This window comes from Achromobacter sp. KK8 (assembly GCF_054188005.1).
In genome coordinates this window covers 452,098-478,562 of sequence record NZ_CM135178.1, presented here as the reverse complement: position 1 = coordinate 478,562, position 26,465 = coordinate 452,098, and the positions used below count along the sequence as shown (strand labels likewise).

The 26,465-nt window shown below is 68.1% G+C and carries 26 protein-coding genes; 8 read left to right on the top strand and 18 right to left on the bottom strand.

Annotated elements, in window-relative coordinates:
• Positions 1-102 precede the first annotated feature (102 nt).
• Positions 103-801 carry an ArsR/SmtB family transcription factor gene (locus ACVN9Z_RS02340; protein WP_458213052.1) on the top strand — a complete coding sequence of 233 codons (699 nt, stop codon included), beginning with the start codon at positions 103-105 and terminating at the stop codon, positions 799-801.
• A 38-nt stretch (positions 802-839) separates the two neighbouring features.
• On the opposite strand, the gene ACVN9Z_RS02335 is transcribed toward ACVN9Z_RS02340, so the two are convergent.
• Positions 840-2,006 (bottom strand): MFS transporter, encoded by a 1,167-nt coding sequence (locus ACVN9Z_RS02335; RefSeq protein ID WP_458213051.1) that lies wholly within the window; start codon positions 2,004-2,006, stop codon positions 840-842.
• Between the two features lie 90 nt (positions 2,007-2,096).
• Between ACVN9Z_RS02335 and ACVN9Z_RS02330 the strand changes: the two genes are divergently transcribed.
• Positions 2,097-2,885, top strand: coding sequence for an AraC family transcriptional regulator (locus ACVN9Z_RS02330; protein WP_054505206.1), 789 nt, complete (start codon positions 2,097-2,099; stop codon positions 2,883-2,885).
• Here ACVN9Z_RS02330 and ACVN9Z_RS02325 read toward each other — a convergent pair.
• From ACVN9Z_RS02325 to cyoA, 7 genes are all read right to left on the bottom strand, one after another.
• The gene (locus ACVN9Z_RS02325) at positions 2,882-3,988 is read right to left on the bottom strand and encodes a porin (RefSeq protein ID WP_112957947.1); all 1,107 of its coding nucleotides are present in this window, start codon (positions 3,986-3,988) and stop codon (positions 2,882-2,884) included. The two genes, ACVN9Z_RS02330 and ACVN9Z_RS02325, sit on opposite strands and share 4 nt — an antisense overlap.
• Before the next feature lie 270 nt (positions 3,989-4,258).
• Complete coding sequence (locus ACVN9Z_RS02320) at positions 4,259-5,455, bottom strand: porin (protein WP_458213050.1); 1,197 nt, start codon at positions 5,453-5,455, stop codon at positions 4,259-4,261.
• Between the two features lie 291 nt (positions 5,456-5,746).
• Positions 5,747-6,538 carry an SURF1 family protein gene (locus ACVN9Z_RS02315; protein WP_458213049.1) on the bottom strand — a complete coding sequence of 264 codons (792 nt, stop codon included), beginning with the start codon at positions 6,536-6,538 and terminating at the stop codon, positions 5,747-5,749.
• Between the two features lie 4 nt (positions 6,539-6,542).
• A complete protein-coding gene (cyoD, locus tag ACVN9Z_RS02310; RefSeq protein ID WP_006387366.1) occupies positions 6,543-6,941 on the bottom strand; it encodes a cytochrome o ubiquinol oxidase subunit IV in 399 nt (132 codons plus the stop codon).
• Positions 6,938-7,579: a cytochrome o ubiquinol oxidase subunit III gene (gene cyoC / locus ACVN9Z_RS02305; protein WP_054437607.1), complete on the bottom strand. Its 642-nt coding sequence runs from the start codon at positions 7,577-7,579 to the stop codon at positions 6,938-6,940. Before cyoC ends, cyoD begins: the two co-directional genes overlap by 4 nt.
• The gene (gene cyoB, locus ACVN9Z_RS02300) at positions 7,572-9,575 is read right to left on the bottom strand and encodes a cytochrome o ubiquinol oxidase subunit I (protein WP_458213048.1); all 2,004 of its coding nucleotides are present in this window, start codon (positions 9,573-9,575) and stop codon (positions 7,572-7,574) included. The genes cyoC and cyoB overlap by 8 nt, the downstream gene beginning before the upstream one ends.
• Positions 9,576-9,649: 74 nt before the next feature.
• Positions 9,650-10,693 carry a ubiquinol oxidase subunit II gene (cyoA, locus tag ACVN9Z_RS02295; RefSeq protein WP_035183065.1) on the bottom strand — a complete coding sequence of 348 codons (1,044 nt, stop codon included), beginning with the start codon at positions 10,691-10,693 and terminating at the stop codon, positions 9,650-9,652.
• Positions 10,694-10,917: 224 nt separating this feature from the next.
• Between cyoA and ACVN9Z_RS02290 the strand changes: the two genes are divergently transcribed.
• On the top strand, positions 10,918-12,252 hold the full coding sequence (locus ACVN9Z_RS02290; protein ID WP_458213047.1) for an MFS transporter: 1,335 nt from the start codon (positions 10,918-10,920) through the stop codon (positions 12,250-12,252).
• Between the two features lie 56 nt (positions 12,253-12,308).
• Here the strand turns inward: ACVN9Z_RS02290 and ACVN9Z_RS02285 are convergent, their stop codons facing one another.
• Complete coding sequence (locus tag ACVN9Z_RS02285; RefSeq protein WP_054445739.1) at positions 12,309-13,325, bottom strand: amino acid ABC transporter substrate-binding protein; 1,017 nt, start codon at positions 13,323-13,325, stop codon at positions 12,309-12,311.
• Between the two features lie 44 nt (positions 13,326-13,369).
• Positions 13,370-14,698, bottom strand: a complete 1,329-nt coding sequence (locus tag ACVN9Z_RS02280) for an aspartate aminotransferase family protein (RefSeq protein ID WP_006387372.1) — start codon at positions 14,696-14,698, stop codon at positions 13,370-13,372.
• A 159-nt stretch (positions 14,699-14,857) separates the two neighbouring features.
• On the opposite strand from ACVN9Z_RS02280, the gene ACVN9Z_RS02275 reads away from it, so the two are divergent.
• Complete coding sequence (locus ACVN9Z_RS02275) at positions 14,858-15,757, top strand: LysR family transcriptional regulator (RefSeq protein ID WP_006387373.1); 900 nt, start codon at positions 14,858-14,860, stop codon at positions 15,755-15,757.
• Here ACVN9Z_RS02275 and ACVN9Z_RS02270 read toward each other — a convergent pair.
• From ACVN9Z_RS02270 to ACVN9Z_RS02260, 3 genes are read right to left on the bottom strand one after another with little or no spacing between them, the layout of a single operon-like run.
• A complete protein-coding gene (locus ACVN9Z_RS02270) occupies positions 15,745-16,788 on the bottom strand; it encodes a histone deacetylase family protein (RefSeq protein ID WP_049050734.1) in 1,044 nt (347 codons plus the stop codon). The two genes, ACVN9Z_RS02275 and ACVN9Z_RS02270, sit on opposite strands and share 13 nt — an antisense overlap.
• Before the next feature lie 30 nt (positions 16,789-16,818).
• Entirely contained in the window at positions 16,819-17,421 is a 603-nt protein-coding gene (locus ACVN9Z_RS02265; RefSeq protein WP_083325176.1) for a YdcF family protein, read from the bottom strand.
• Between the two features lie 13 nt (positions 17,422-17,434).
• Positions 17,435-18,781: a hypothetical protein gene (locus ACVN9Z_RS02260; protein ID WP_070781902.1), complete on the bottom strand. Its 1,347-nt coding sequence runs from the start codon at positions 18,779-18,781 to the stop codon at positions 17,435-17,437.
• Positions 18,782-18,897: 116 nt separating this feature from the next.
• Here ACVN9Z_RS02260 and ACVN9Z_RS02255 point away from each other — a divergent pair, with 116 nt between their 5' ends.
• The gene (locus ACVN9Z_RS02255; RefSeq protein ID WP_006387380.1) at positions 18,898-19,299 is read left to right on the top strand and encodes a hypothetical protein; all 402 of its coding nucleotides are present in this window, start codon (positions 18,898-18,900) and stop codon (positions 19,297-19,299) included.
• A gap of 102 nt (positions 19,300-19,401) precedes the next feature.
• Here the strand turns inward: ACVN9Z_RS02255 and ACVN9Z_RS02250 are convergent, their stop codons facing one another.
• From ACVN9Z_RS02250 to ACVN9Z_RS02240, 3 genes are all read right to left on the bottom strand, one after another.
• Positions 19,402-20,004, bottom strand: a complete 603-nt coding sequence (locus ACVN9Z_RS02250; RefSeq protein WP_024070284.1) for a hypothetical protein — start codon at positions 20,002-20,004, stop codon at positions 19,402-19,404.
• A 52-nt stretch (positions 20,005-20,056) separates the two neighbouring features.
• On the bottom strand, positions 20,057-20,458 hold the full coding sequence (locus ACVN9Z_RS02245) for a hypothetical protein (RefSeq protein WP_024070283.1): 402 nt from the start codon (positions 20,456-20,458) through the stop codon (positions 20,057-20,059).
• Between the two features lie 86 nt (positions 20,459-20,544).
• Positions 20,545-21,438: a LysR family transcriptional regulator gene (locus ACVN9Z_RS02240; protein ID WP_006387383.1), complete on the bottom strand. Its 894-nt coding sequence runs from the start codon at positions 21,436-21,438 to the stop codon at positions 20,545-20,547.
• 106 nt (positions 21,439-21,544) lie between these two features.
• Between ACVN9Z_RS02240 and ACVN9Z_RS02235 the strand changes: the two genes are divergently transcribed.
• Positions 21,545-22,543 carry a TerC family protein gene (locus ACVN9Z_RS02235; RefSeq protein ID WP_458213046.1) on the top strand — a complete coding sequence of 333 codons (999 nt, stop codon included), beginning with the start codon at positions 21,545-21,547 and terminating at the stop codon, positions 22,541-22,543.
• Between the two features lie 120 nt (positions 22,544-22,663).
• Here ACVN9Z_RS02235 and ACVN9Z_RS02230 read toward each other — a convergent pair whose 3' ends face one another.
• Positions 22,664-23,377, bottom strand: coding sequence for a serine aminopeptidase domain-containing protein (locus ACVN9Z_RS02230; RefSeq protein WP_070781901.1), 714 nt, complete (start codon positions 23,375-23,377; stop codon positions 22,664-22,666).
• A gap of 150 nt (positions 23,378-23,527) precedes the next feature.
• Here ACVN9Z_RS02230 and tam point away from each other — a divergent pair, with 150 nt between their 5' ends.
• A complete protein-coding gene (gene tam, locus ACVN9Z_RS02225) occupies positions 23,528-24,295 on the top strand; it encodes a trans-aconitate 2-methyltransferase (protein ID WP_458213045.1) in 768 nt (255 codons plus the stop codon).
• A gap of 48 nt (positions 24,296-24,343) precedes the next feature.
• Here the strand turns inward: tam and ACVN9Z_RS02220 are convergent, their stop codons facing one another.
• Positions 24,344-25,129, bottom strand: a complete 786-nt coding sequence (locus ACVN9Z_RS02220) for an AraC family transcriptional regulator (protein ID WP_024070281.1) — start codon at positions 25,127-25,129, stop codon at positions 24,344-24,346.
• An 86-nt stretch (positions 25,130-25,215) separates the two neighbouring features.
• On the opposite strand from ACVN9Z_RS02220, the gene ACVN9Z_RS02215 reads away from it, so the two are divergent.
• Positions 25,216-26,448 (top strand): MFS transporter, encoded by a 1,233-nt coding sequence (locus tag ACVN9Z_RS02215; RefSeq protein ID WP_054437500.1) that lies wholly within the window; start codon positions 25,216-25,218, stop codon positions 26,446-26,448.
• The last annotated feature ends 17 nt before the right edge of the window (positions 26,449-26,465 follow it).

The following is a 26,465-nucleotide window of genomic DNA, read 5'->3' as shown; positions in this document are numbered from 1 at the left end:
ACGGCGCCGTGTTTCGCGTTCATTGCATCGTCACGCCGCGGACATGCCGGGGAGGCGTCCAAGGAGCAGACGGGTGCAGGCGCAATGCTAAGATCGCCGCCAATGACCGCGCCTTCCGTCCAGCCCCCTCTTGCCGCCGAATTGGCCGAACTCGCCCGTACCCTGGGCAATGCCCATCGCCTGATCCTGCTGGAGCATATCGCGCAGGGCGAGCGGCCGGTCGAGCGGCTGGCCGAATTGTCGGGACTGTCGGTGGCCAATGCCTCGCAGCACCTGCAACAGTTGCGCCGCGCCGGCTTCGTCGTGACGCGGCGCGAGGGCAAGCACGTGTACTACCGGCTTGGCTCCGCGCCGATCGCCGGCCTGCTCAACGCCCTGGACGCGGTGGCGCAGCACAATCGCGGCGAGATGCGGCGCCTGGTGGCCGACAGCCAGGACCGGCGCGACGGCCTCGAAGCCATATCGCGCGACGAACTGCTGAGCCGCCTGGGCGAAGGCAGCATGACGCTGCTCGACGTGCGGCCCGCCGACGAATTCGCGCAGGGGCACCTGCCCGGCGCCATCAACATTCCCGCGGACGAACTGCTCAAGCGGCTCGAAGAGCTGCCGGCCGACCATGAGATCGTGGCCTATTGCCGCGGCCCCTTCTGCGTGCTGTCGTCCGATGCCGTCACCGCGCTGCGCGCCCATGGCCTGCGCGCGCGGCGGCTGGACGCCGGTTTTCCCGACTGGCGCGCCGAGGGGCTGGCGGTCGAGGCGCCGCCGGCGCACAAGGGCCGCCGGCGCCCGCAGACGCAGTAAAGGTTGGCGGCCAAGCGGCGGCCGGCCGCCTGGCCGCGCTAATCGCGTTCACGCGCCGCCAACAGCCACAATGCGACGGCCAGCCAGGCCGCGCTCAACGGCAGCGGCGTATCGAACGGCAACCACGACGTGGCCGCCAATCCCAGTCCCAGCAGACTGTAGTAGGCCAGGCCGAACAATGCGCCGGCGCGGCCCAGGCAATGGCCATAGCGACGCAGCGCCGGTCCCAGCAGATTGGGTATCGCCAGGCCGTAGCCGATGAACACCGGCAAGGCCGCGGCGGCCCACAGCCAGCCGGGCTGCGGCCGCCACGCCATGGCCAGCGCCTGCGCCGCCGCGCCCAGCGCGACGCAGCGCAGGCCATGGCGCACCCGGATCGCGGCGCCCGCAGTCGCGGGCAGGCGGCGGTTGCAGGCCGCGCCCAGGCTGCCGGCCAGCGCCACGCCCAGGCCCACCCAGCCAAAGCCCAGGCCGGGCAGCGAGCCTGTCATGAACGGTCCCGCCGCGTAGAACGAAAATACCAGCAGGTTCAGTCCCGCCACCCGCTGCACGGCCAGGCGCAACGCGCCGTCGGCCAGCATCCGGCGCGCCAGCGCGGCCAGCGGCACGGCGCCGGTCGGCGCCGGCCGGGTTTCGCGCCAGCGCCAGGCGACCGCTCCCAGCAGCAGCGCCACCACCACCGCGATCGCGGCCAGCACGCCGCCGTAGCCGTGTCCGTCGGCCAACACCTGGCCCGTCAGCGGCCCGACGGCCGGCGACCACGCCAGCACCGTGCCCAGCATGACGAAGTAATGGGTCAGCCGTGGGCCGTCCAGGCAATCACGCAGCACGGTCTGCGTCACCACCGAACACGCCGCCAGCCCCAGCGCCTGCAGGAAACGGCCGGCCAGCAGCCAGGGATAGGCCGGCGCGGCCAGCGCGCACAAGGTGCCCGCCAGCCCCAGTGCCAGGCCGGCCAGCATCGCCGGGCGGCGCCCGCGGGTGTCGGCCAGATGGCCCCACAGCAGCACCCCGGCGGCAAAGCCGACGAAGAAGATGCCCATGACCGGCTGCGTGGCCGCGGCATCCAGGCGCCAGTGGCGCGCCAGGTCGGGCAGCGCGGGCGCGAGTATGGTCTCGGCGACCTGCGGCAGCGCCAGCAGCGCGATGACGAGCCAGGGCGGGGGCAACGCGCGCGGGCCGGATGAGGAGGGGGGGAAAGACATGGTGTCGCCGTCAAGCAAAAAGACGCTAGCGTAGGCGCGCCACGGCGCGCAAAATCACGACATCGCGCCATAAAACATCGCCAATCGGACATGCCCATCTATACGCTTCCCGCCGTCGAGGATCCCGACCTTGTCGCCTGCCCCATCGTGGGCATGGCGATCGACACGCGCGAGCATGCCTCGGACTGGCACGCGCACCAGCGCACCCAATTGCTTTACCAAGCGGAAGGTGGTGTGACGCTGTACCTGGCCGACCGGGTCGGGCAGTTGGCGCCGCTGCAGGCCGCCTGGCTGCCGGCCGGTTGCGTGCATCGCACGGCCATGCAGGGCACGTTCGCCTATCGCAGCCTGTATTTCGATGTGCGCGCCTACCCGGACCTGCCACGGGAGCCGGCGATCCTGGACGTCAATCCGCTCTTGCGCGAACTGATCGTGCGCGTGACGCGATGGCCGTCCGACGCGGCCCTGGATGCGCCGCGCCAGCGTCTGGTGGGCGCGTTGCTGGACGAGTTGGCGGCGGCGCCGACGGCGCCGCTGCATCTGCCGATGCCACGCGACCGGCGGCTGGCGCCCATCGCGCGTGAATTGCTGGAGAATCCGGCCTGCCCGCTGTCGATCGACGAATGGGGCCGGCGGGTGGGGGCCAGCGGCCGCACGCTGGCGCGGGTGTTCCTGGCCGAAACCGGCCTGTCGTTCACCCGCTGGCGCGCGCAATGCCGCCTGTTGATGGCGCGGGCCCGGCTGGCCGAAGGCGCCTCGGTGACCGAGGTGGCGCATGCCGTGGGCTATGCCAGCGACAGCGCCTTCATCGCCATGTACCGGCGCGCCTACGGCGAGCCGCCGGGGCGCCGGCTGCGCCGGCGCGATCCCCCGCCTTAGAACACGTGGCGGATGCCGACGCCGGCCGCGGTGCTCTTGAGGCCATCGATGAACGCGTAGTCCTTGCCGTACGAACCATAGGCGTACAGGTTGGTGCGCTTGGACAGGTCGTAGGTGTAGCCCACGCTCCAGACGTTCATGTTGGCGTCGCCGCCGGTCAGGCGATCGTTGGACGGCGACACGTGCTGCCACGACGCGAACAGGCTGCTGGCCCCGCCCACCGGCATCGTCGCGCCCAGCATGTAGGCGTTGGCCTTGAAGCCGTCGACGTAGCGGTTGGTGCCGAACTCGTCGCTGAACGGCGTGCCGGCCGGCAGGTCCTGGCCGACGAACCAGCCGTCGGTGGTGCGGCCATAGGCGGCCGCCAGCTTCACCACTTCCAGGTCGTACGACAGGCCCACCGCGTACTGGCGCGGCGTGGCGTCATGGTCGATCGACGCGCGGTTCGAGCCATTGAGCTGGTCGTAGGTCAGCGTGACGTTGACCGGCCCTTCCACGTAGCGCAGGCCGGCGGTGATGCCACGCGAATTGTCGTTGGTGCGGAAATGGGTTTCGTCGTTGTTGGTATCGTCGACGTTGAACGAATAGCCCGCGGCGAACTGGAAGCCGCTCATCGAGGGGCTGCGGTACATCACCATGTTGTCCCAGCGCATGGTGTTGGCCGCGCTGAAACCCAGGCCCAGGTTCGATTGGGTGTAGCTGGTGTAGAAGGGATCGATGTCGGCCAGGTAGTTCGAGCCGACGGTGGCCTGGCGGCCGAATTCGATCGTGCCCCAGGCGTCGTTGGCCAGTCCGATGGTGGCCTGGCGGCCGAACAGGCGGTCGCTCTGGCCGCGGGTGCCGTTGCCCGAATCGAAACCGCTTTCCAGCGTGAACACGGCGCGCAGGCCATCGCCCAGGTCTTCGGATCCGCGCAGGCCCCAGCGGGAGCCGGCCTGGATGCCGTTGATCATGCCGAGCTTGCTGCCGTCATAGCCATTGCCCTTGATCTTGTTGTAGCCAATGCCGGTGTCGATGACACCATAGAGAGTGACTGACGTTTCTGCCTGAGCGACGCCTGCAAAAGTGGTCAACATTGCGGCTGCGAGCAGCGTCTTTTTCATCCGTGGGACTCCTGTAGTGAAGGGAAAGGAAGAGACAAAAAGAAAGGGAACAGCACGCTGAGCATGACGCCCAGCGGTGTTCCCGGCCGCTATTGTAGGTCAAAAAGTCCTATTTTCTGGCAAAAATCACGAATTTCTGGTTATTTTCGGCGACGCAACGGGGTTAACCCCGAGCGCGGATGGAGAAAGGGCGCATCCGCATGAAACTGCGCGGATGCGCCCTGGGCGCCGACCAGTTGCCGCGCCGGCCCGGCCGGCGCGGGGCACGGATCAGAACAGGTGACGCACGCCGACGCCGCCTGCGGTGCTCTTGAGGCCGTCGATGAACGCGTAGTTCTTGCCGTACGAGCCATAGGCGTACAGGCTGGTGCGCTTGGACAGGTCGTAGGTGTAGCCCACGCTCCAGATGTTCATCTTGGCATCGTCGCCGGTCAGCAGGTCGTTGGACGGCGAGACATGCTGCCAAGAGCCGAACAGATTGCTTGCCCCGTCCAGCCGCAGGGTGGCGCCCAGCATGTAGGAGTTGGCCTTGAAGCCTTCGGCGTAGCGATACGTGCCAAAGTGGTTGGAGGCCGAGCCCTCGGGCAGATCCTGGCCCACGAACCAGCCGTCGGTGGTGCGGCCGTAGGCGGCGGCCAGCTTCAGCACCTCCAGGTCGTACGAGACGGCCACCGCGTACTGCCGCGGCGTGATGTTGTTGTCCAAGGCAACCCGATTGCCCGCGTCATCAAACACGGGGCGGCCGTTCTTGCCCGTGGCATATGCCTTGTTGGAACTGTTGAGCTGGTCATAGGTCAGCGAAACGTTCAGCGGTCCTTGCACATAGCGCAGGCCGGCGGTGATGCCGCGCGCATTGTCGGCCGTGCGGAAGCCGGTCTGGTTGCCATCGTCGGTGTCGACGTTGAACGAATAGCCCAGAGCGAACTGGAAGCCGTCGGTCCAGGGGCTGCGGTACATGATCATGTTGTCCCAGCGCATGGTGTTTGCGGCGCTCAAGCCCGTGCCGATGTTCGCTTGGGTGAAGCTGGCGGCGAAGGGATCGATTTCCACCAGGAAGTTCGAACCCACGGTGGCTTGACGGCCGAATTCAACCGACCCCCAGGCATCGTTGGCCAGGCCGACGGTGGCCTGGCGGCCGAACAGGCGGTCCAGGGTGGTGTCGCCATTGCCGGAGTCGAACCCGCTTTCCAGTTGGAACATGGCGCGCAGGCCGTCACCCAGGTCTTCGGAACCCTTCAGGCCCCAGCGCGAGCCCGATTGCACCCCGTTGATCATGCCGATTCTGCTGCCGCTGACGTCGACGTTCTGAGGTTTGCCGGTGCCAAGGTTGATACCGGGTTCGGTGCCGGAGACCTTGTTGTAGCCAATACCGGTATCGATGATGCCGTAGAGCGTGACTGACGTTTCCGCCTGGGCGACGCCGGCGAAAGTGGTCAGGATGGCGGCTGCGAGCAGCGTCTTTTTCATCGGAAGAACTCCTAGAGAGGTGAAGGGCGGAAGAACGGACCGGAGGACCGGAAGTCCGGCCGGTCCCGGTTGCCCGTGTCGATTGCACCGGGTCATTCTCCGGTAAGTTCGGTGAATGACCGGTCATCCTGCTTTCTTCTAGGACGGATCTGAGACGAGTTAGCCACGATGGCACATGGGCCGCCGGAATGGGACGCGTGAGCGCGCCAGCGCCGCCTGTTCAGGCCGCGCCGGCCAGGCCGGGCAAGAGGCAGAGGAGAGGTGCTCCGGCGGCGCGCCGGAGCGCGGAAATCAGCGGCGCGCGCGCAGCCGCCGTTCTTCGCGCGCCACGATGCCGGCGCCGAGGACGATCATGGCGGCCAGGGCGTACCAGGTGATGGCGTAGACCAGGTGGTTGTTGGGGAAGGTCAGCGTCGTCAGGCCGCCCACCGGCGCCTGGGTCGGATCGCGGCCCGCGCCCGGCGCGGCGTCGGCATCGATGAAGTAGGGCGCCACGTCGCCCAGGCCGCGCGCGCTGGCGATGGCCGGCAGGTCGCGCGAATACCAGAGGTTGGCGGCCGGATCGTTGTTGCGCAGGAATCCGTTGCCGGGTTCGCCCATGCGCAGCAGGCCATCGACCTTGACCGGGCCGGCGTCGGCCTCGGCCTGGCCGCCGGCCTGGCGCTTGCGCCATTCGGGCAGCACGAAGCCGCGGTTGACCAGCACCGTGCCGCCGCCGTCCGCCAGTTGCAGCGGCGTCATGACCCAGTAGCCGCTGCCCAGTTCGGTGGCGGCCTGGACCAGCGTCTGCTTGTCGTATTGGTAGGCGCCGCTGGCGGACACGCGGCGGTATTCGGCATTGTCCGCGGTCAGCCCGGGCCAGTCGGCGCGCGCGGGAGCGGGGGTGGCCGGGGCATGGGCCCGTTGTTCCACCTGCGCGATCAGGTTCTGTTTCCAGGCCAGGCGGTGCACCTGCCAGGTACCGAGGGCGCACAGCCCCGCGAACAGCGCGACCGCAACCACGCCCAGGATGACCAGGGTGGTTGCGCTGCGGGGATTGCGGGGGGTGTCGCCGGAATGCGTAGAGTCTTTTGTTGCCGCCATCACGTCAGGGCATATTCCGCATGTCGTGGACCGACATGGGCATCATGTTGGAGTTCAAGTGGTACATGATCCAGATGGATCCGCTGAGCGTGATCACGACCAGCACCAGCGTGAATATTAACGCCAACATGTTCCAGCCGCTTTCGGACTTGGTATCCATGTGCAGGAAGTAGATGATGTGCACCACGATCTGCACCACCGCGAACGCCAGGATCACCAGCGCCGTGGTGCGCGAGCTGGCGAACACCCGGTCCATCACCAGCCAGAACGGGATCGCGGTCAGGATGGCCGCCAGCACGAAGCCGGTGACGTAGCTTTTCAGGGTGCCATGGGCGGCGCCGTCGTCATCGTCGTGATGGCCGTGATCGTGGCCGTGGCCGGCATGGTCGGCATGCGCGTTCATGGCAGCACTCCCATCAGGTAGACAAAGGTGAACACGCCGACCCAGATCAGATCCAGGAAGTGCCAGAACATCGACAGGCACATCAGCCGGCGGCGGTTCTCGGGGATCAGGCCGTGCATGCGCAACTGCACCATCATCGTCACCAGCCAGACGATGCCGAACGTGACGTGCAGCCCGTGCGTGCCGACCAGCGTGAAGAACGACGACAGGAAGGCGCTGCGCTGCGGCCCGGCGCCCTGGTGGATCAGGTGCGCGAACTCATACAGTTCCAGCGACAGGAAGCCCAGCCCCAGCAGGCCGGTGACCGCCAGCCAGCCCTGCGTGGCGCCGACCCGGTTGCGCCGCATCTCCAGCATGGCGAAGCCATAGGTGATGGACGACAGCAGCAGCAGCGAGGTGTTGACCGCCACCAGCGGCAGGTCGAACAGGTCGGCGCCGGACGGGCCGGCGGCGTAGTTGCGCCCCAGCACGCCGTAGGTGGCGAACAGGCAGGCGAAGATGAGGCAGTCGCTCATCAGGTACACCCAGAAGCCCAGCAGCGTGCCGTTCTTCGGATGGTGTTCGCCAGCCACGTGGAACACGGGCTCGGCGGGCGGCGCGCTGCCGCCGGGCAGGGTGGGGGCCAGGGTATCAGACATGTTTCGCCAACAGGTGGGTGCGGGCGTCCTCCGTGCGCACGACCTCGTCGGCCGGCACGTAGTACTCGCGCTTGTAGTTGAAGGTGTGGACGATGGACACGATGACCAGCGCGGCGAACGACAGCACCGCCAGCGGCCACATGTGCCAGATCAGCGCGAAGCCCATCACCACGCTGATCGCCGCCAGCACGATGCCGGCCCAGGTGTTCTTGGGCATGTGGATGGGGATGAAGCCGGCCTGCGGGCGCTGGTAGCCGTGCTGCTTCATCTGCCACCAGGCATCCTGGTCATGGATGCGCGGCGTGAAGGCGAAGTTGTAGTTGGGCGGCGGCGACGACGTCGACCATTCCAGCGTGCGGCCGTCCCATGGGTCGCCGCTGAAGTCGCGCAGCGATTCGCGGCGGCGGTAGCTCACCACCAGCTGGATCAGGAAGCAGGCGATGCCGATGGCGATCAGGAAGGCGCCGAACGCGGCCACCTGGAACCAGATCTGCAGCGACATGTCCTCGAAGTGGTTGACGCGCCGCGTCACGCCCATCAGCCCCAGCACGTACAGCGGCATGAAGGCGAAGTAGAAGCCCACCAGCCAGAACCAGAACGAACACTTGCCCCAGAACGGATCGAGCTTGTAGCCGAAGGCCTTGGGGAACCAGTAGGTGATGCCGGCCATCAGCCCGAACAGCACGCCGCCGATGATGACGTTGTGGAAGTGGGCGATCAGGAACAGGCTGTTGTGCAGCGCGAAGTCGGCCGGCGGCACCGCCAGCAGCACGCCCGTCATGCCGCCGATCACGAAGGTGACCATGAAGCCCAGCGTCCACAGCATCGGCACCTCGAAGCGGATGCGGCCGCGGTACATGGTGAACAGCCAGTTGAAGATCTTGGCGCCGGTCGGGATCGAGATGATCATGGTGGTGATCCCGAAGAACGAGTTCACGCTGGCCCCGGACCCCATGGTGAAGAAGTGGTGCAGCCACACCAGGTACGACAGCACCGTGATCACCACCGTGGCGTACACCATCGATGCGTAGCCGAACAGGCGCTTGCGGCAGAAGGTGGCGACCACCTCCGAGAAGATGCCGAAGGCCGGCAGGATCAGGATGTAGACCTCGGGGTGACCCCAGATCCAGATCAGGTTCACGTACATCATGGCGTTGCCGCCGAAGTCGGCCGTGAAGAAGTTGGTGCCGACGTAGCGGTCCATCGACAGCAGCGCCAGCACCGCGGTCAGCACCGGGAACGCCGCCACGATCAGCACGTTGGTGCACAGCGCGGTCCAGGTGAAGATCGGCATGCGCATCAGCGACATGCCGGGCGCGCGCATCTTGACGATGGTGACCAGCAGGTTCACGCCTGACAGCAGTGTGCCGACCCCCGCTATCTGCAAGGCCCATATGTAGTAGTCGACCCCCACGTCCGGACTGTGCGCGATGCCCGATAACGGGGGATACGCCAGCCAGCCCGTGCGGGCGAATTCGCCCACGAACAGCGACATCATCACCAGCACCACGCCGCCGGTGGTCATCCAGAAGCTGAAGTTGTTCAGGAACGGAAAGGCCACGTCGCGCGCGCCGATCTGCAGCGGCACCACGTAGTTCATCAGCCCCGTGACCAGCGGCATGGCCACGAAGAAGATCATGATGACGCCGTGCGCGGTGAAGATCTGGTCGTAGTGGTGCGGCGGCAGGTAGCCCGTGGAATCACCGAAGGCCACGGCCTGCTGCAGGCGCATCATGATGGCGTCGGCGAAGCCGCGCAGCAGCATCACCAGCCCCAGGATCATGTACATGATGCCGATCTTCTTGTGGTCGATGCTGGTGAACCACTCGTGCCACAGGTAGCCCCACTTGCGGTAGTAGGTGATGGCGCCCAGCACCACGATGCCGCCGATCGCCACCATGGCGAAGGTGGCCAGCAGGATGGGCTCGTGCAAGGGAATGGCGTCCCAGGTCAGGCGACCGAAGATCAGCTTGGTGAGGTCTGGTTGATCAGTCATCTCGGTTTCCAGGGCTCGGTTTCCAGGGGGAATACCTTGATTTCACGCGATGCGCCGTGGCGGCGGCGCGGCCGCTACAGCGCCAGTTCCGCCGCTGACGTGCACATGGCGCCGACATACTTGCGCACGGGCGCATCGGCCAGGCCCAGGCGTTCGCGCGTGGCCTCGTCCAGGCTGGCGATGTTGCGCGCGCCGGGAATGCCCATGCCGCCGCCGGCGTCGATCGCCATGGCGTCCTTCATGCACATGCGGTTCGGCTCGACGCAGCGGTTGACGATGGCGTCGAACAGGCCGGGCGCGACGCTGGCGTAGCGCTGCACCGGGTTGCGTTCGCTGGGTTGTTCCAGTTTCAGGTAGGTGTCGCGGCCGAGCGTGGCGCCGGAGGCGCGGGCATCGGCGATCCACTTGTCAAAGCCCTGCTGGTCCAGGCCGTGGAAGCGAAAGCGCATGCCGGAAAAGCCCGCGCCGCTGTAGTTGGCCGACAGGCCCTCGTATTCGCCTGGGTGGTTGATGACCGCGTGCAGCGTGGTCTGCATGCCCGGCATGGCATAGATCTGGCCGGCCAGCGCCGGGATGAAGAACGAGTTCATCACCGTGGACGAGGTGATCTTGAACTGGATCGGGCGGTCGACCGGCGCGGCCATTTCGTTGACCGCCGCCACGCCTTGTTCGGGATAGAGGAACAGCCACTTCCAGTCCAGCGCCACCACTTCGACCACCAGCGGCTTGGTGCCGGGAGGAACCTCGCGGCCTTCGGACAGGCGCGCCAGCGGCCGGTAGGGATCTAGCTGGTGGGTGCTGACCCAGGTGAGCGCGCCCAGCGCGATGATGATCAGCAGCGGCGCCGCCCAGATCAGCAGCTCCAGCATGGTGGAGTGATTCCAGTCGGGATCGTAGTGCGCGTCGCGGTTGCTGGCGCGATAGCGCCACGCGAACAGGAAAGTCAGGAAGATCACCGGCACGATGATCAGCAGCATCAGGCCGGTGGAGATGATGATCAGGTTGCGCTGCTGCAGCGCGATGTCACCGGATGGCGAGAGCAATACCGCATTGCATCCGGAGAGCAACGGCAGGGCGGCGAACAGCAACAATCCGCGGAGCCTTGGGAAAGACGGCATGGCCATACCCCGAAACGTAACCGTGGGAGTTAAACGCAACACTACGCTGGAAGCCGCGAAAAATCTAGGGTAAAAAGAGCAAAAGTACGCACGCGAAGGTGTGCGGGGCAGGGCCTGCCGCCATGGCGCCGCGGCCCGCGGGTCCCGGATGCATGTGCGTACGAGTGTGTTGCAAAAAAGCGTAGACAAGGCGTTTTTCAAACCTCCTTTCAGCGAGCACTCACATGGCGACCACCACGCAGTACCCTGGCCACGCGTCTCCTTTGCCGAGCCCGGGCTCGGCAGGCGCAACGGGCAGTCACGCCAAGGTGGCGCCCGGCGAGATCGCGGTGGGCGTCGTGATCGGCCGCGCTTCCGAGTACTTCGACTTCTTCGTCTTCGGCATTGCCTGCGTGCTGGTGTTTCCGCGCGTGTTCTTTCCCTTCGAGCCGCAACTGGAAGGCACGCTGTGGGCCTTCGTGATTTTCTCGTTCGCGTTCATCGCGCGTCCCATCGGCACCGCGGTGTCGATGGCGATCCAGCGGCGCTGGGGGCGGGGCACCAAGCTCACCATTGCGCTGTTCCTGCTTGGCACCGCCACGGTGGGGATGGCGTTCCTGCCGGGCTATGACGTCATCGGCGCGCACGCCATCGTGCTGCTGGCGGTGTTCCGCTGCCTGCAGGGGCTGGCGTTTGGCGGCTCCTGGGACGGCCTGCCGTCGCTGCTGGCGCTGAACGCCCCGCCCAAGCGGCGCGGCTGGTACGCGATGCTGGGACAGCTGGGCGCGCCCATCGGCTTCATGATCGCCAGCGCCTTGTTCCTGTTCCTGCACGTGACGCTGACCGAGGCCGACTTCATCGAGTGGGGGTGGCGCTATCCGTTCTTCGTGGCCTTCGCCATCAACGTGGTGGCTCTGTTCGCGCGGCTGCGGCTGGTGGTGACTGAGGAATACACCCAGTTGATGGAAGAAGGGGAGCTGGAGCCCATCAGCACCGGGCAGATGGTGCGCGAGCAGGGCTACAACCTGTTCCTGGGCGCGTTCGCGGCGCTGGCCAGCTATGCGCTGTTCCATCTGGTGACGGTGTTTCCGCTATCGTGGATCGCGGTCAGCGCGACGCAGCAGATTCCTGACGTGCTGATCGTGCAGATCATCGGCGCGGGATTGGGCATTCTGGGCACCATCGCCTCGGGCTGGATCGCCGACCGCATCGGCCGGCGCACCACGCTCGGCCTGCTGGCCGCGCTGATCGGCGTGTTCGCGTTGTTCACGCCGTGGCTGCTGGGCGGCAGCCCCAAGGCGCAGGACGCCTTCATCCTGATCGGCTTCGCGCTGCTGGGGCTGTCGTACGGCCAGGCGTCCGGCACGGTGACGGCCAACTTCAGCAAGCGTTTCCGCTATACCGGGGCGGCGCTGACCACCGACATGGCGTGGCTGGTGGGCGCGGCCTTCGCGCCGCTGGTGGCGCTGGGGCTGTCGGCGCGTTTCGGGCTGGTGGCGGTCAGTATCTATCTGCTGTCCGGCACGGCCTGCACGCTGCTGGCGTTGCGGATCAACAAGGCGCTGGAAACGCGCGACTGAAAAAAAACGCCGCGGGTCGGGGTTCGGACCCCGGCCCGCGGCGCGGCTTGCGCGCGTCAGCGCACCGGCCAACCATACATCTGGCCGCCGTCGCGCCATTGCGCGTTCAGGCCGCGCGGCAGCTTCATGGCGCTGGCCATGCCCAGGTTGCGTTCATAGCTCTCGCCATAATTGCCGACCTGCTTGACGATGTTGTAGGCCCACTTGTCATCCACCCCCAGGTTCTTGCCCATGCCCGGCGTCACGCCCAGGATGCGCTGCACGTTGGGGTTGGTGCTCTTGAGCTGGCTGTCGACGTTGGCCGAGGTCACGCCGAATTCTTCCGCCTCCAGCATGGCGTTGAGCGTCCAGCGCACCACGTTGAACCAGTTGTCGTCGCCCTGGCGCACCATGGGCCCGAGCGGACTCTTGGCGATATTTTCGTCCAGGATCACGTAGTTGTCAGGGTGCTCCAGCGTGGTGCGCGAGGCGGCCAGCTGCGATTTGTCGGAGGTGAAGGCGTCGCAGCGGCCGGCCGAGAAGGCGCGCACGATCTCGTCGTACTTGTCGATCACCACCGGCTTGAATTTCAGGCCGTTGGCGCGGAACCAGTCGGCCAGGTCGAGCTCGGTGACGGTGCCGGGCTGCACGCAGATGGTGGCGCCGTCCAGTTCCTTGAGCTTCTTGACGCCGAGCTTGGCGGACACCATCACGCCCTGGCTGTCGTAATAGTTCACGCCGGTGCTGATCAGCCCCAGCGTGGTGTCGCGCGCCATCGTCGGCGTGACGTTGCGCGTCAGCACGTCGACCTCGCCCGATTGCAGCGCGGTGAAGCGCGCTTGCGTCGTCAATGGCGTCAGGCGGAACTTGCTGGCGTCGTTGAAGACGGTGGCGGCGATGGCGCGGCACATGTCAACGTCCAGTCCCTGCCAGTTGCCCTTGCTGTCCGGCGAGGAAAAGCCCTGGATGCCGGTGGACACGCCGCACTGCACGTAGCCGCGCTTCTTCACGGTATCGAGGGTGGGGCCGGCGTGGGCCAGGCCGGTGACGGTGGCCAGCGCCAGGGCGCCGGCCGCGGTTCGGAATATCGGCATTGCATTCTCCGGCCGGGCCCGGCCCGGCGCCAGGGTGGGACGGCTCAGGCGCTCAGCGCGCGAGGCTTGGCGATCTGGTCCAGGCTTTCGGTCAGGGCCTGGTCGAGGATGGCGATGGCGCGGTCGATCTCGTCGTTGCTGACGGTCAGCGGCGGCGCGATGCGCCAGACCGAGCCGCGTTCGGGGCGGCGGCGGATGTTCATCGACAGTCCCAGTTCGAAGCAGCGCTGCGTGGTCAGGGCGCCGAGCGCGTGATAGGGCTCGCGCGTGTCGCGGTCCTGCACCAGTTCCACGCCCAGCAGCAGGCCCAGGCCGCGCACGTCGCCGATGGCTTCGTGGCGCTGCTGCAGTTCCAGCAGGCCGCGGCGCAGGTAGTCGCCCTGCCGGCGGGCGCGTTCGAGCAGTTGTTCACGTTGCAAGGTTTCCAGCACGGCCAGGCCGACGGTGGCGGGCAGCGGGTCCGAGACGTGGCTGGTGTAGAAGGTGAAGCCCTTTTCGTGCACGTCCTGCTCGATGGCGGGCGTGGTGATGGTGGCCGCCAGCGGCAGGCCGCCGCCCAGGGTCTTGGAGACGCTGATGATGTCGGGCGTGACGCCGAAGTGTTCCGAGCCGGTGCGGCAGCCCAGGCGGCCGAAGGCGGTCTGCGCCTCGTCGAAGATCAGCAGCATGCCGCGCGCGTCGGCGGCACGGCGCAGCGCCTGCATGTACGACTTGGGCGGCACCAGCACGCCGCCGGCGCTGATCACCGGTTCGACGATGATGGCCGCGGGCCGGCCGGCCGAGGCCATGTCGAACATCTTCAGGCCGATCTCCAGGCAGGCCAGCGCCGATTGCTCGGCGTCCAGGCCGGCGATGTAGGGGCGATACGAGTTAGGCTCGGGCATGACGAACACGCCGGCCGGCGGCACGCCATAACCCTTGCGGTCGCTGGCGTAAGAGACCGAGCCGGCGCCGCTGGTGACGCCATGCCACGAGCCGCCCACCGCCAGGATCTCGAAGCCGCTCTTGTGCATCTTGGCCATGCGCAGCGCGATTTCGTTGCTCTCGGAACCGGTGTTCACGAAGATCGACTTGGTCATGCCCGCCGGCATCCAGTCGCGCGCCATCGTCGCGGCCAGTTGCGCGACGGCTTCCGGGATCATGCCGCTGAAGAAGTGGAAGGCGGTTTCGCCGGCGCGGCGCACCGCGTCGACGATGGCCGGGTGGTTGTGGCCGATGGTGGCGCACATCTGGCCCGAGGTGAAGTCCAGTATCTCGCGGCCGGTGTCGTCGCGCACCACCGTGCCCTTGGCCGACTTGAACAGGTTCGGGAAGGTGTCGCCGCCGTAGCGGATGAGGTATTCGCGGGCCGCCGCACGCAGGGTTTGATCCATGTTTACACTCCGGCAAAAGGCAGGTTTCAATGCGGGCAGGTTCCAATGCGGAACCGGCGGACACAGTGTCCGGGGGCGCGGCGCGGACGTCCAATGCGAAGTACGCATGCGCCGCCATGCATGGCGCGCATGACCCATGCGAATCGCGCAAGGAGTGGTATGGATACCCGGTGGCTGCAGGACTTCATCACCTTGTCGGAGCTGCGCAATTTCACGCGCGCGGCCGAGGCCCGCAATCTGTCGCAGGCGGCGTTCAGCCGCCGCATCCAGAGCCTGGAGAACTGGGCGGGCGCGCGGCTGATCGACCGTTCGGCGTTTCCGACCCAGCTGACCGAGGCGGGCGAGCGCTTCCGCGTCGCGGCGATCGAACTGGTCAACCAGCTGGTCGAGGCGCGCGCGGGCATCGCCGCGGTGCCCGCGCGCAACCAGCTGCGCTTGGCGACCTCCTATGCCTTGGCCACGACCCACCTGCCGGGTTGGTGGCGCGACTGGAGCGCGGGGCAGCAACTCAGCTGCAGCCTGCAGACCGGCAACGTGCACGACACGGTATCGGCCTTCACCTCGGGCGCGGCCGACCTGCTGATCTGTTTCCACCAGGTGGCGCAGCCGCTGCCGCTGGACCTGTCGCGCTACGACTGCCTGACGCTGGGGCGCGAGCTGATCCGGCCGTACGCGGCGCGCGGCCTGGTCGAGCGCGACGGACTGGACCTGCCGGGCGCCATGGACAGGCCGGTGCCGTTGTTGATGTATTCCCCCAGCGTCTATTTCGCGCGCCTGATCGATGCGGCGATCGAGAGCGGGCCGGAGCCCCTGCACGGGGTGCGCCTGTTCGAGGCCGAGATGTCGGACGTGCTGGGCGATATGGCCGCGCAGGGCCTGGGCGTGGCCTGGCTGGCGGACAGCGCGCTGCGGCGCCTGGGGGCCGCCGACCTCGCGCCGCTGGCCAACCGCGCCTGGGACATCGAGGTATCGATCCTGGCGTTCAAGGACCGCAGCGACGCGCGCGCCGCGGTCGAGGCCGTGTGGCGGCGGATGGCGGCCGGCGCTCAGCCGGCGTAGCCTTCCAGCACGTTGGCCACGTTGGTGCCGACCTCGGCCACGGCGTAGCCGCCTTCCATGGTGAACACCGCGGGCAGGCCCAGCCGCGCCAGCCGCGCGCCTACTTGCAGGTAGTCGGCGCTGCGCAGCTTGAATTTCGAGATCGGGTCGCCTTCGTAGGTGTCCACGCCCAGCGCGATCACCAGCGCGTCCGGCTTGAAGCGGCCGATGGCGGCCAGGCCCTGTTCGAGCGCCTCGTTCCAGCCAGCGAAGTCGGCGCCCGCCGCCAGCGGCAGGTTCAGGTTGGCGCCCACGCCCGCGCCCCGGCCGGATTCGTCGGCGTAGCCGAGGAAGAAGGGATATTCGGTGGTCGGATCGCCATGCACCGACACGGTCAGCACGTCGCCGCGTTCGTAGAAGATGCTTTGCGTGCCGTTGCCGTGGTGGTAGTCGATGTCCAGCACCGCCACGCGTTCGGCGCCGGCCTCGCGCAGCGCCTGCGCCGCCAGGGCCGCGTTGTTCAGGAAGCAATAGCCGCCGAAGAAGTCGGCGCCGGCGTGATGGCCGGGCGGACGCGTCAGCGCCATGGCGGCGCGGGAGCCGTTGCCGCGGGAGACCGCGCGCGCCGCGTCGATGGCGCAGGCCGCGCCGGCGACGGCGGCTTCCCAGGTGCCCGCCGTCAGCGGGCTGCCGCTGTCGAACGAGAACAGGCCGACGCGCGCGGCGAAGTTGGTGGGCGAGATGTCGTGGCGGAAACCGCGCACCGGCCATACCGACGGCAGGATGTCGAGCTCGGCATTGGCCGGATCCAGCGCGATCCAGTCGGCCCACGCGCCTTGCAGGAAGTCGACGTAGCGCGGGCTGTGCACGCGCCGGATCAGGTCCAGGTCGGGCGCGGCCGGCGCCTGCAGCGTGCCGATGCCGCGCTGGCGCAGGGCGTCCAGCACGTACTCCAGCCGCGCCGGGGTCTCGTGGCAGGGCACGAGCCTGCCGCGGAACATTTCGTGGCGGCCATCGTGTCTGCCGTGGACGGGGTTGTGGAAGATATGCACGGTAGCGTCGGGGGATGAGGGGAAAGGGAACTATAGCGGCCGCGCCGCGTACCAGGCGATGGCAGGCAGTTCGCGCAGGATCGAATACAGGTCGCGCGCTTCGGCGTAGCGGGGGTATCCCGCGCTGACCTCGGCGACGCCGTGGCGATGCAGCGCCAGCCGGGTGCGCGGCACATGGAAGTATTGCGTGACGGCCATGGCGCGGGTGTAGCCGCGGGTCCGCATGTAGGCGCTGGCGTGGCGGGCGGTGGCCCAGGTGTCTGCGCCGGCGCTGTCGGTGACGATGCGGTCGGCGGGAACGCCGCGTGCTTCCAGGTAGGCGCGCATGGCCGCCGCCTCGTCGCGGCCCGTCGGGTCGATGCCGCCGCTGACGAAGATCTCGCGGCAGCGGGTGGCGGCATAGCAATCGTAGGCCCGGTCCAGCCGCGCCGCCAGGCGCGCCGAGGGGCTGCCGTCGGCCGCGACGGTGTTGCCCAGCACCACGGCGATGTCGGCATCGGCATCGTCGGCCAGCAGGCCGGCCGCCACCAGCGCGGCCGCGGCCGCCAACACGCAGGTGGCCAGCGCGATGGCCGTGCGCGCGATGATCGCGGTCGCGCCGCGATGTGAACGGGAAGGGCGGAATTCGCTCATGCGGAATCGGCGTTCAGGGCCGCTTGGGGAACGGCAGGTCGACCTCGATCTGGTTGGAATAGACCGGTTCCGCCAGCGAGCCCGGGTCGGTCAGCGCCACGGCCAGGCGATAGCGGCCTGGCGCCAGGTCCGGAAAGAAGGGCACATAGCGGCCATTGCCGGCGTTGACCTGGTAGGCCGGCTTGCCGTCTTCGCCCGGACGCCAGACCACCGGGTCGTCGGCCCAGTCGGCAACGTGGCGCGCAGCGGCGGCGGATGGCGCGGGCCGCTGCGCGTCGCCGGCATAGGCGGGGGAGGCCTGCGTGGCGTCGGCCGGATTGGGCGGCGGCGCCAGCGTGACCGGCGCGCGCGGGTACAAGGGCTGCAAGGTGCGGCGCCCCTGCGCATCCGTGAACAGCAGCCAGATGCGCGGCGACGCCAGTGTCGCGGCGTCCGGGCCAAGGTTCGTCACATGCAGCGTGAAGCGGCCGCCGGCTTCGTAGAGCTGCGTGCCCAGGTGGCCGCGCACCGACAACGACAGTCCGCGCATGGGCATGCGTTGTTGCGGCGCGTAGGCATATTTGTCGATTTTCAGGTCCGCGTAGCGCACCCACTTCAGGGGCGCGTCCGCCCCGCCCGCCGGGTAGCGCACCTGCAGCCATTGCGGGCGCAGCGCGACCACGTCGAGACGATCACCGGCCTTGGCGGTTTGGGTCGATAACGCCTTCACGTCGGGCGCGTCGTACAGGTCGATCCGGTCGAAGGGCACCCGGCTGTCACCGTCCAGCGGCGAGCCTTCGCCATCGATCTGGATGCGCGCAACCGTACCGTCTTCGTTGAAGCCATAGCTCAGCTCGAATGGCTTGTCTTCCAGGTCGAACAGCGCCTGCGTGGTCCAGCGTTCCGGCCGCGCCGTTCCGTTGGCGCGCAACACGTATTCCTCGGTGCCCATGCTGTCGGCGCCGTAGCGGCACCCGACCGAGAACGCGGCACGCTGCGCGTCGAACACCGGGTTGACGAACCGGTGGCAGGGGCTGGCCTCGGGCGCCGGATGCTGGATTTCCTGGAAACGGCGTTCCTGGGGACGATACAGGAAGAGGCGGGCATGGACCTGGCCGCCACCGCCGCTCTGGCCGATCGCCAGGTCGCGATAGCCGTCGTGGTCGATGTCCGGGGTTTCGAAATAGTCGATCGCTTCGTCATCCAGGCGGGCGATCTCTTGCGCCGCGCCCTTGCCGACGCGCACGCTGACGCGCTGTTCGGTCGTGCCCTCGATGGTCGCCACCGCCCGCAACCCGGATTTGATGGCGTATGCATGATCGCGCGCGTGCACGTTGGCGCTGACGCCGATCAGCAAGGCCGCGAGCAGGATCGTCTTCAAGGCACCGTCTCCGAGGTTTCGTCTCGGCGCATTATGCCCGACCGCGCCGGCGATTCAATCGCGGCAGCGGCCCGTTCCTGGGTAGAATCGATGGATAGCATTGCGATGCGCGTCCCATGAATCTCCCGTTCCCCATCCGCCAGGAATGCCCGCCGGGCGCCTGTATGTGCGACCGCGATCGGCTGTTGGCCGACCCCGCGGCGGACGTGCGCATCCTGCGGCTCACCAAGGAAGAGGAAAAGCGCCTGGTGGCGCGGCTCGAGAACATCACCAGCCTGGAAGACCTGCGCGCGATGCAGGGCCGCATGCAGGCGCAACTGGGCATCGTGGTGCGCATCGTTCCCAGCGACAACGAGGTCCGTACCTCGCGCGGCATCGCCATCCAGCTCGATGAACAGCCCGGCCTGTGCCGCAAGACGCGCTCGTCGATTCCGGCCGCCATCCGCCGCGGCTTCGACAACAAACCCGAGATCGTCTATGCGCTGCTGAACGAGCGCGATCTGCTGAACGGCACCTGATGCCGGGGCGAGGCTTCTTGCTGTGTGGTTCGGCCCTGGGCGGGGCGCGCGCCTGGACGCCGGCGCGTCCCGGCCGCCGGGCCGCGGCCTTGGCCCGAGGCGCTATCGGCCGCGCGGCACCACGCAAGGCTTGAGCGGCGTGACTTCGGTCGGGCTGCGGCCCGCCTCAGGCCGGCTGTCGACCGTTTTGCCGCCGCGAGCGGGATAGGCCAGCAGCACGGCGCTGCCCGGCTCCAGCCGGGGCGCGTTGGCGCCACCGTAGGCCACCGTCCAGCCGCGCAGGGCGAGCGGCGCCAGCGTGTACTGGAGCGCCGAGCCGGGCGATACGTGAGCGACCTTGCCGGCGAACAATTCCTGTTGGCGGGTTTCGACGCCATCGACGACGCGGTAGGTGGCAATGCTGACGAGCGCGGCCGATTCCCCGTGGCGAGCCAGAATGGCGGTTTCGTATCTGCCGGGGGGGATGGCGGTCAGGCTCACCGCGATGTCGCCCTGCGCCCGGCCCGCGGCGTCCAGCCGCACGCCGGTGATGTCGGCGCGCGCCAGTGGCGCCGAGCCGGTATTGCGTACCCGCACGCTGTACTGGCCCGAGGTGCCGCTCAACGTGCAGACGTCGATGCCATATGGCGCCGTGCCCGCATGGGCGGGCGCCAGCGCCGCGAAGGCGGCGGGCAGGATGGCGGCGCGAAGGAATCGGGACGGCACGGTACGCTCCTGTAAGGAGGCAGCGCGCCGGGATGCCGCGTTGCCCGCCTTATTACACCACTTGGCGGCCGGCGCCGTCGCCCTGCGGGCGCTTGCCCGCCAGCCAGTGCAGGATCAGCGCCAGAATGAGCAGCGCGGCCATGATGAAGCCCCAGAACAGCCAGCCCAGCACCGAGATCCAGGTGCCAAGGCTGCCCGCGGCGGGCAGGATCTGGTTCAGCAGGTCCACCAGCCACACCAGGCCGGACTGCAGCGACTGGATCAGGCCGGCGTCGACCCAGGGCGCGGCCCAGGCGGGCGCTTCCCACTGCGCCGAGCCGATGGCCGTGGCGCCCGGCACCTGGGTCGAGGCGATGGTCGCCAGCACCCAGTCCGCCAGTTGCAGCGTGATGGCGACCAGCCCGGTCCATAGCGCCGCCAGCACGGCGAAAGCGATCCAGATGATTTTCTTCATTGCGGTGGTACTCCGGTGATTCAGGAAAGAAACGCCACGATAGAGCGGAAACAGCTTCTGAAAAACCAGCGTCTTTGTGACAATAATTAAGAAAAAACCGAAGTCTTGGCATGCGCCAGGATGCGTTGCACCAGGGGGTGGTGCTGCCCGCGGCGATTGCGGATGCCGTGGATTTCCTCGTGCACGCTGTCGCAGCGCGCCAGCGGCCGCAGGCCGCGCAGCAGGCCGACGTCGCCGCCGCCCAGGCGGCTGAGCGGAAAGACGCCCAACCCGCGCGCCGCGAATACCGACATGAGCGCGCTGTCCTCGAATTCCCCGACCACGTTGGGACGCACGCCCTGCTCATTGAACCAGCGGTCCAGCGTCTGGCGCAACACCGAATGACCGGTGGGCAACAGGACGGGAAGGCGCTCCAGGCAGCGCGGAAAGTCCAGCGTATCGGCCTTGCGCACCAGCCGCGCCGGGCCGTACCAGTCCACCGGCGAGGACACCAGGCGGTCGCTGGTCAGGCGCAGGTTGGGGTTGGCGGGCGCGCCCTGGCCGGCCAGCACCAGGTCCAGGTGGTGGCGTGCCAGTTCGCCCAGCAGTTCCTCGACCTCGCCCTCGTGGCAGGTCAGGCGCAGGTCCGGGGTGTCGAGCACCGGCCCCAGCAAGGCGTGGGCGGCCAGTTTGGAAATGCCGTCCGACAGGCCCACCGACAACCGTATCACCGGCTTGGTGGCGGCGGCGCGGACCTCCTGGGGCAGTTCCTGGCCGATCTGGAAGATCTCTTCGGCGCGGGCGAAGGCGGCCTGGCCGGCATCGGTCAAGGCCACGCCGCGCCCGGCCGGGCGCAGCAACTGGTGCCCCAGGTTCTTTTCCAGCTCGCGCACCTGGGCGCTGATGGTCTGGATGGCCATGTCGAGCCGCTCGGCGGCGCGCGAGAAGCCGCCTTCCTTGGCGACCATCCAGAAGTAGTACAGATGGCGGTAATTGAGCATGATGGTTTCACTTCGGTTTTTTCGAACCATAACTCACTTTCAGGCTGATTTCTCCGTTTGCCCGGTATCCGGATCATGAGGGCCTTCACATACAAGCGGGAACATCATGGAAGCCTTGCTCTCATTTCTACAAGCCGACTTCGCCGGCACGCCGGCCTGGAGCTGGCTGCTGTTCATCGGCATCGTCATCTCCCTGCTGGTCTTCGACCTGGGCGTGCTGCACAAGGAAGACCGCGAGATCGGCGTGCGCGAAAGCCTGCTGCTGTCGGCCGGCTACATTTCCGCCGCGCTGCTGTTCGGCGGCTGGGTCTGGTGGCAGATGGGCCCGGCCAGCGGCATGGCCTACTACACGGGCTTCCTGATCGAGAAATCGCTGTCGCTGGACAACGTGTTCGTGATCGCGCTGATCTTCAGCTTCTTCGCCATCCCGCGCCAGTTCCAGCACCGCGTGTTGTTCTGGGGCATCCTGGGGGTGATCGTGCTGCGCGCCATCATGATCGGCCTGGGCGCCGCGCTGGTCAGCAACTTCGGCTGGTTGATGTATCTGTTCGGCGCTTTCCTGGTGTTCACCGGCATCAAGATGTGGATGATCGCCGACCAGGAGCCGGACATCGCCACCAACCCGATCCTGATGTTCCTCAAGCGCCGCATGCGCGTGACCGATGGGCTGCGCGGCAATGCCTTCTGGGTGCGCGAGCCGGATGCGGCCACGGGCAAGACGGTGCGCTGGGCCACGCCGCTGTTCCTGGCCCTGGTGCTGATCGAGTTCGTGGACCTGTTGTTCGCGGTGGACTCGGTGCCGGCGATCTTCGCCATCACCACCGACCCGTTCATCGTGTACACCAGCAACATCTTCGCGATCCTGGGCCTGCGCGCGCTGTACTTCGCGCTGGCGGCGATGATCCACCGCTTCCACTACCTGAAGTACGCGCTGTCGCTGGTACTGGTGTTCATCGGCACGAAGATCTTCCTGGTCGGCTTCATCGGCAAGATTCCCGCCGTGGTGTCGCTGTCGGTGACCTTCGGCCTGATCGGCGGCGGGGTGCTGTTCTCGCTGTGGAAGACCCGCTCGGGGGCGTCGCAGCCTGAGCTGAAGACCGAGTAAGCCCGGCACGAGCAAGAGGGCCCGCCCATGGCGGGCTTTTTTTTTCGCCGCGCCGTCTCAAGATGAAACAGCCCCCCTCGGGGGGCCGGGAAGCCGAGGGCGCGGCGTGGGGGTGCTTTCTCATGCGCCGGCGGCGGGGGCCGGGTCGAGCGTGCGCAGGAAGCCGGCGATGGCCGCGGCGGCGGCCTCGGGCGCGGCCTGCAACAGGCAGTGCGGCGCGTCGATGTCGACCAGGAGGGTCTGCGGCGCCAATTGCCTGACCAGCATGGCGGCGGCGGGCGGCACCACGCGGTCGTGGCGCGCCTGCAGGTATAGCAGCGGCAGGCGCACGCCGGCACAGGCCGCGCGTAGGTCGGCGGCCATCACGGCCTGGAGACGGGCTCGCATGACGGCGGGCGCCACCTGCGCGACGGCCCGGTCCAGCGCGGCGCGCAGCGCCGGCGTGCCATGGGCGCCCAGCAACAGGTGATGCAGGACCGCGCGCGGCAGCAGTGTGACCGGCAGCCAGTTGGCCAGCGGCCGCGCCAGGCCCAGCCGGGGATGCGGCGCGCGCACGAACGAGGCGCACAGGATCAGGCCTCGCAGGTTTGGCGGCGGCGCGGCGGCGATGGCGGCGCCCAGCGGTCCCGAGAAGGATTCGGCCAGCAGCACGAAGGGCGCCTGCGCGGGCAGGGCCTGGCGCACGCGCTGTTCGAGCGTGGGGTAACCGAGCGGCTCGCGGGCGGGATAGCGCAGCACCACGGGCGGCGGCGCGGGGGGCAGCGCGGACAGCAGCGGATCAAACAGATCGCCGGTGCCGTCCATGCCGGGCAACAGGACCAGTTGCGGGGGCATTCATCAGGTTCCGGATGGGGGGAATAGTCGCATTCTGACAGGGTGTCGACATATTCAGTAAATATGAATGTATAGCCATATATATATTTGTCATATGGAATGACGCGGCGTAGAGTGCGGAACGTATCCAGACCCACGCAAGGAGCCGCCATGACCTGGTCCGCCAAACAGTATTCCGCCTTTGAAAACGAACGCACCCGCCCGGTGCGCGACCTGGTTGCCGCCCTGCCGAACGAACAGGTCGGCCACGCGGTGGATCTGGGCTGCGGCCCCGGTAACTCCACCGAGGTGTTGGCCGCCCGCTACCCGCAGGCCGACGTGACCGGCATGGACAGTTCCGACGACATGGTGCAGGCGGCGCGCAAGCGCCTGCCGTCGATCGCGTTCGAACTGGCCGACATCGAAACCTGGAATCCGCCGCGCCGGTACGACGTGATCCTGGCCAACGCCGCGTTGCAGTGGGTGCCCGGTCACGCGACCCTCTATCCGCGCCTGGTGGGCAAGCTGGCGCCGGGCGGCAGCCTGGCGGTGCAGACGCCGGACAACCTGGAAGAGCCGGCCCACAAGCTGGCGCGCCAGGTCGCCGCCGACGGCCCCTGGGCCGGCAAGATCGGCGGCGTCAAGCATCCGCCGCGCCACAGCGCCGCCTGGTACTACGAGCTGCTCAAGCCGCATTGCGGTCGACTGGACGTGTGGCGCACGACCTACATGCATCCGCTGGCGGATGCGCAGGCGGTGGTGGAATGGTTCAAGGGCACGGCGCTGCGGCCCTATCTGAACAAGCTGGATGCCGATGAGCAGGCGGCCTTCCTGGCGCGTTACCACGACGAGATCGCGCGCGCCTATCCGGCGCTGGCCGATGGCACCGTGCTGCTGCCTTTCCCGCGCCTGTTCCTGGTGGCGGGCCCCCGGGACTGACGCGGTGCGCCGCCAGGCGCGTGCCGCGGGTTCCCGTGCAAACGGAGCCTACGCCTTGTCGGCGAAATAGCGCGCCGGCGTCTGCCCCAGCGTCTTGCGGAACATGGTGATGAAGGCGCTGACCGATTCGTAGCCCAGGTCTTCGGCGGTGCGTTGGACTGATACGCCGGACGACAGCCGCTGCAGCGCCATCACGATATGCATCTGCTGGCGCCAGCGGCCAAAGCTCATGCCGACCTCCTGCTGCACCAGGCGCGCCAGCGTGCGTTCGCTCATGGCCATGCGGCGGCCCCATTCGGCCACCGTGCTGCGGTCGGCCGGATCGGTGCGCAGCGCCGCGGCGATCTCGCGCAGGCGCGGGTGGTCGGACAGGGGCAGGTGCAGCTGTTCCGTGGGCATCAGCGCCAACTGCTCGACCAGCACCTCGGCCAGCCGGCGGTTGGCGGGCAAGGCGGTGTCGGCCGGCGCCAGGTCGGCCAGGTGCGCCACCATTTCGCGCACCAGCGGCGTGACCGCCAGCGTGCAGCATTGCGTCGGCAGGCCCGGCGTGTCCGCCGGCACGAACAGGAAGCAGACCCGGCCGTTGTCGGTGACGCGGTTGCTGTGCGGCACGCCACCGGGGATCCAGACGCCGCAGCGCGGCGGCACCATCCACAGGCCCTGCGGCACGAAGCTCGTCACCCCGCCTTGCAGCGACAGCACCAGCTGCCCCATCCGATGGCGATGGGTGGGCGATTCGTGCTCGTTGCGGGCGGCGTCCACACGCATGGCGTACGTCCATTGCGCGGGGGTGTCGGGATCGAAGTAGGGGCTGTGGGCTTGCGGCGGATACATAGGCGCGGCGCGGGCTTGGCTGGATTTGAGGATATTTTGTCATTATCTCGAAATTCAGCAGGGCCGGCTTTCTCTAAGCTGGCGCCATGACTCCTTCCGCTTCCTCCCCCGCTTCCCAACGCCCCGTCCTGTTGATCGTGGGCATCCTCTTCATTGCCATGGCGCTGCGCGCGCCGGTCACGGGCATGCCGCCGCTGGTCGGCCTGATCCGCGAGCAGCTCGGCCTGTCCAATACCGCGGCCGGCATGCTGATCACGCTGCCGCTGCTGGCCTTCGCCGTCGTCTCGCTGGTGTCGGCGGGCATGGCGCGCCGCTACGGGTTGGAGCGCACCCTGTTCGCGGCGCTGCTGCTGATCGGCGGCGGTATCGTGCTGCGCAGCCAGGGCCAGGCCTGGGCGCTGTATACGGGCACGGCAGTGATCGGCTCGGGCATCGCCATCGGCAACGTGCTGCTGCCCAGCCTGCTCAAGCGCGACTTTCCGCAGCGCGTGGCGGGGCTGACCTCGGCCTACGTGCTGACCATGAGCATCGCGGCCGGCGCCGCCTCGGCCCTGGCTGTGCCGCTGGCCAGCCTGGCGGGAGGCAGCTGGCGCTTCTCGGCGTTGTGCCTGCTGGTGATCCCCGTGGCCGGCGTGCTGCTGTGGCTGCCGCAGCTGGCCAACCATACGCCGCCGGCTTCGTCCACCGCGCACGCGCCGCACGGCGGCCGGCTGTGGCATTCGGCGCTGGCCTGGCAGGTGACGCTGTACCTGGGCATCAATTCGTTCGTGTTCTACGTCGGCGTGAGCTGGCTGCCGGCGATCCTGCGCGACGCGGGTTATACGGCCGAGCGCGCCGGCTCGCTGCACGGCCTGCTGCAGTTGATGTCGGCCGGGCCGGCGCTGTTCCTGGCGCCGGTGGTGCGACGCATGAAGGACCAGCGCGCCGCCGCGTTCTGCTCGGCGGCGTCCTCGCTGGTGGCGTTCGTCGGTTTGATCGCGGCGCCGGGCTGGGCCACGCTCTGGATCGTGCTGCTCGGATTGGGCACGGGCGGCGGCATCATTCTGGGCTTGATGTTCGTGGGCCTGCGCGCCAGTCATGCCCAGCAGGCGGCGGCGCTGTCGGGCATGGCACAGTGCGTGGGCTACCTGTTCGCCGCCAGCGGACCCGCGCTGGTCGGCGCCATGCACGACCGGCTGGGTGGCTGGTCGGCGGCGCTCGGGCTGTGCGCCGCATTGTGCCTGGCGATGGCGGGCTGCGGCCTGCTGGCGGGCCGCGCGATCCAGATCGGCCAGTTCCGGCCCCACCCGGCCAAGGCGCCGCAACGCGCGGCGGAGTGAGACCGGCGCATGCCGGG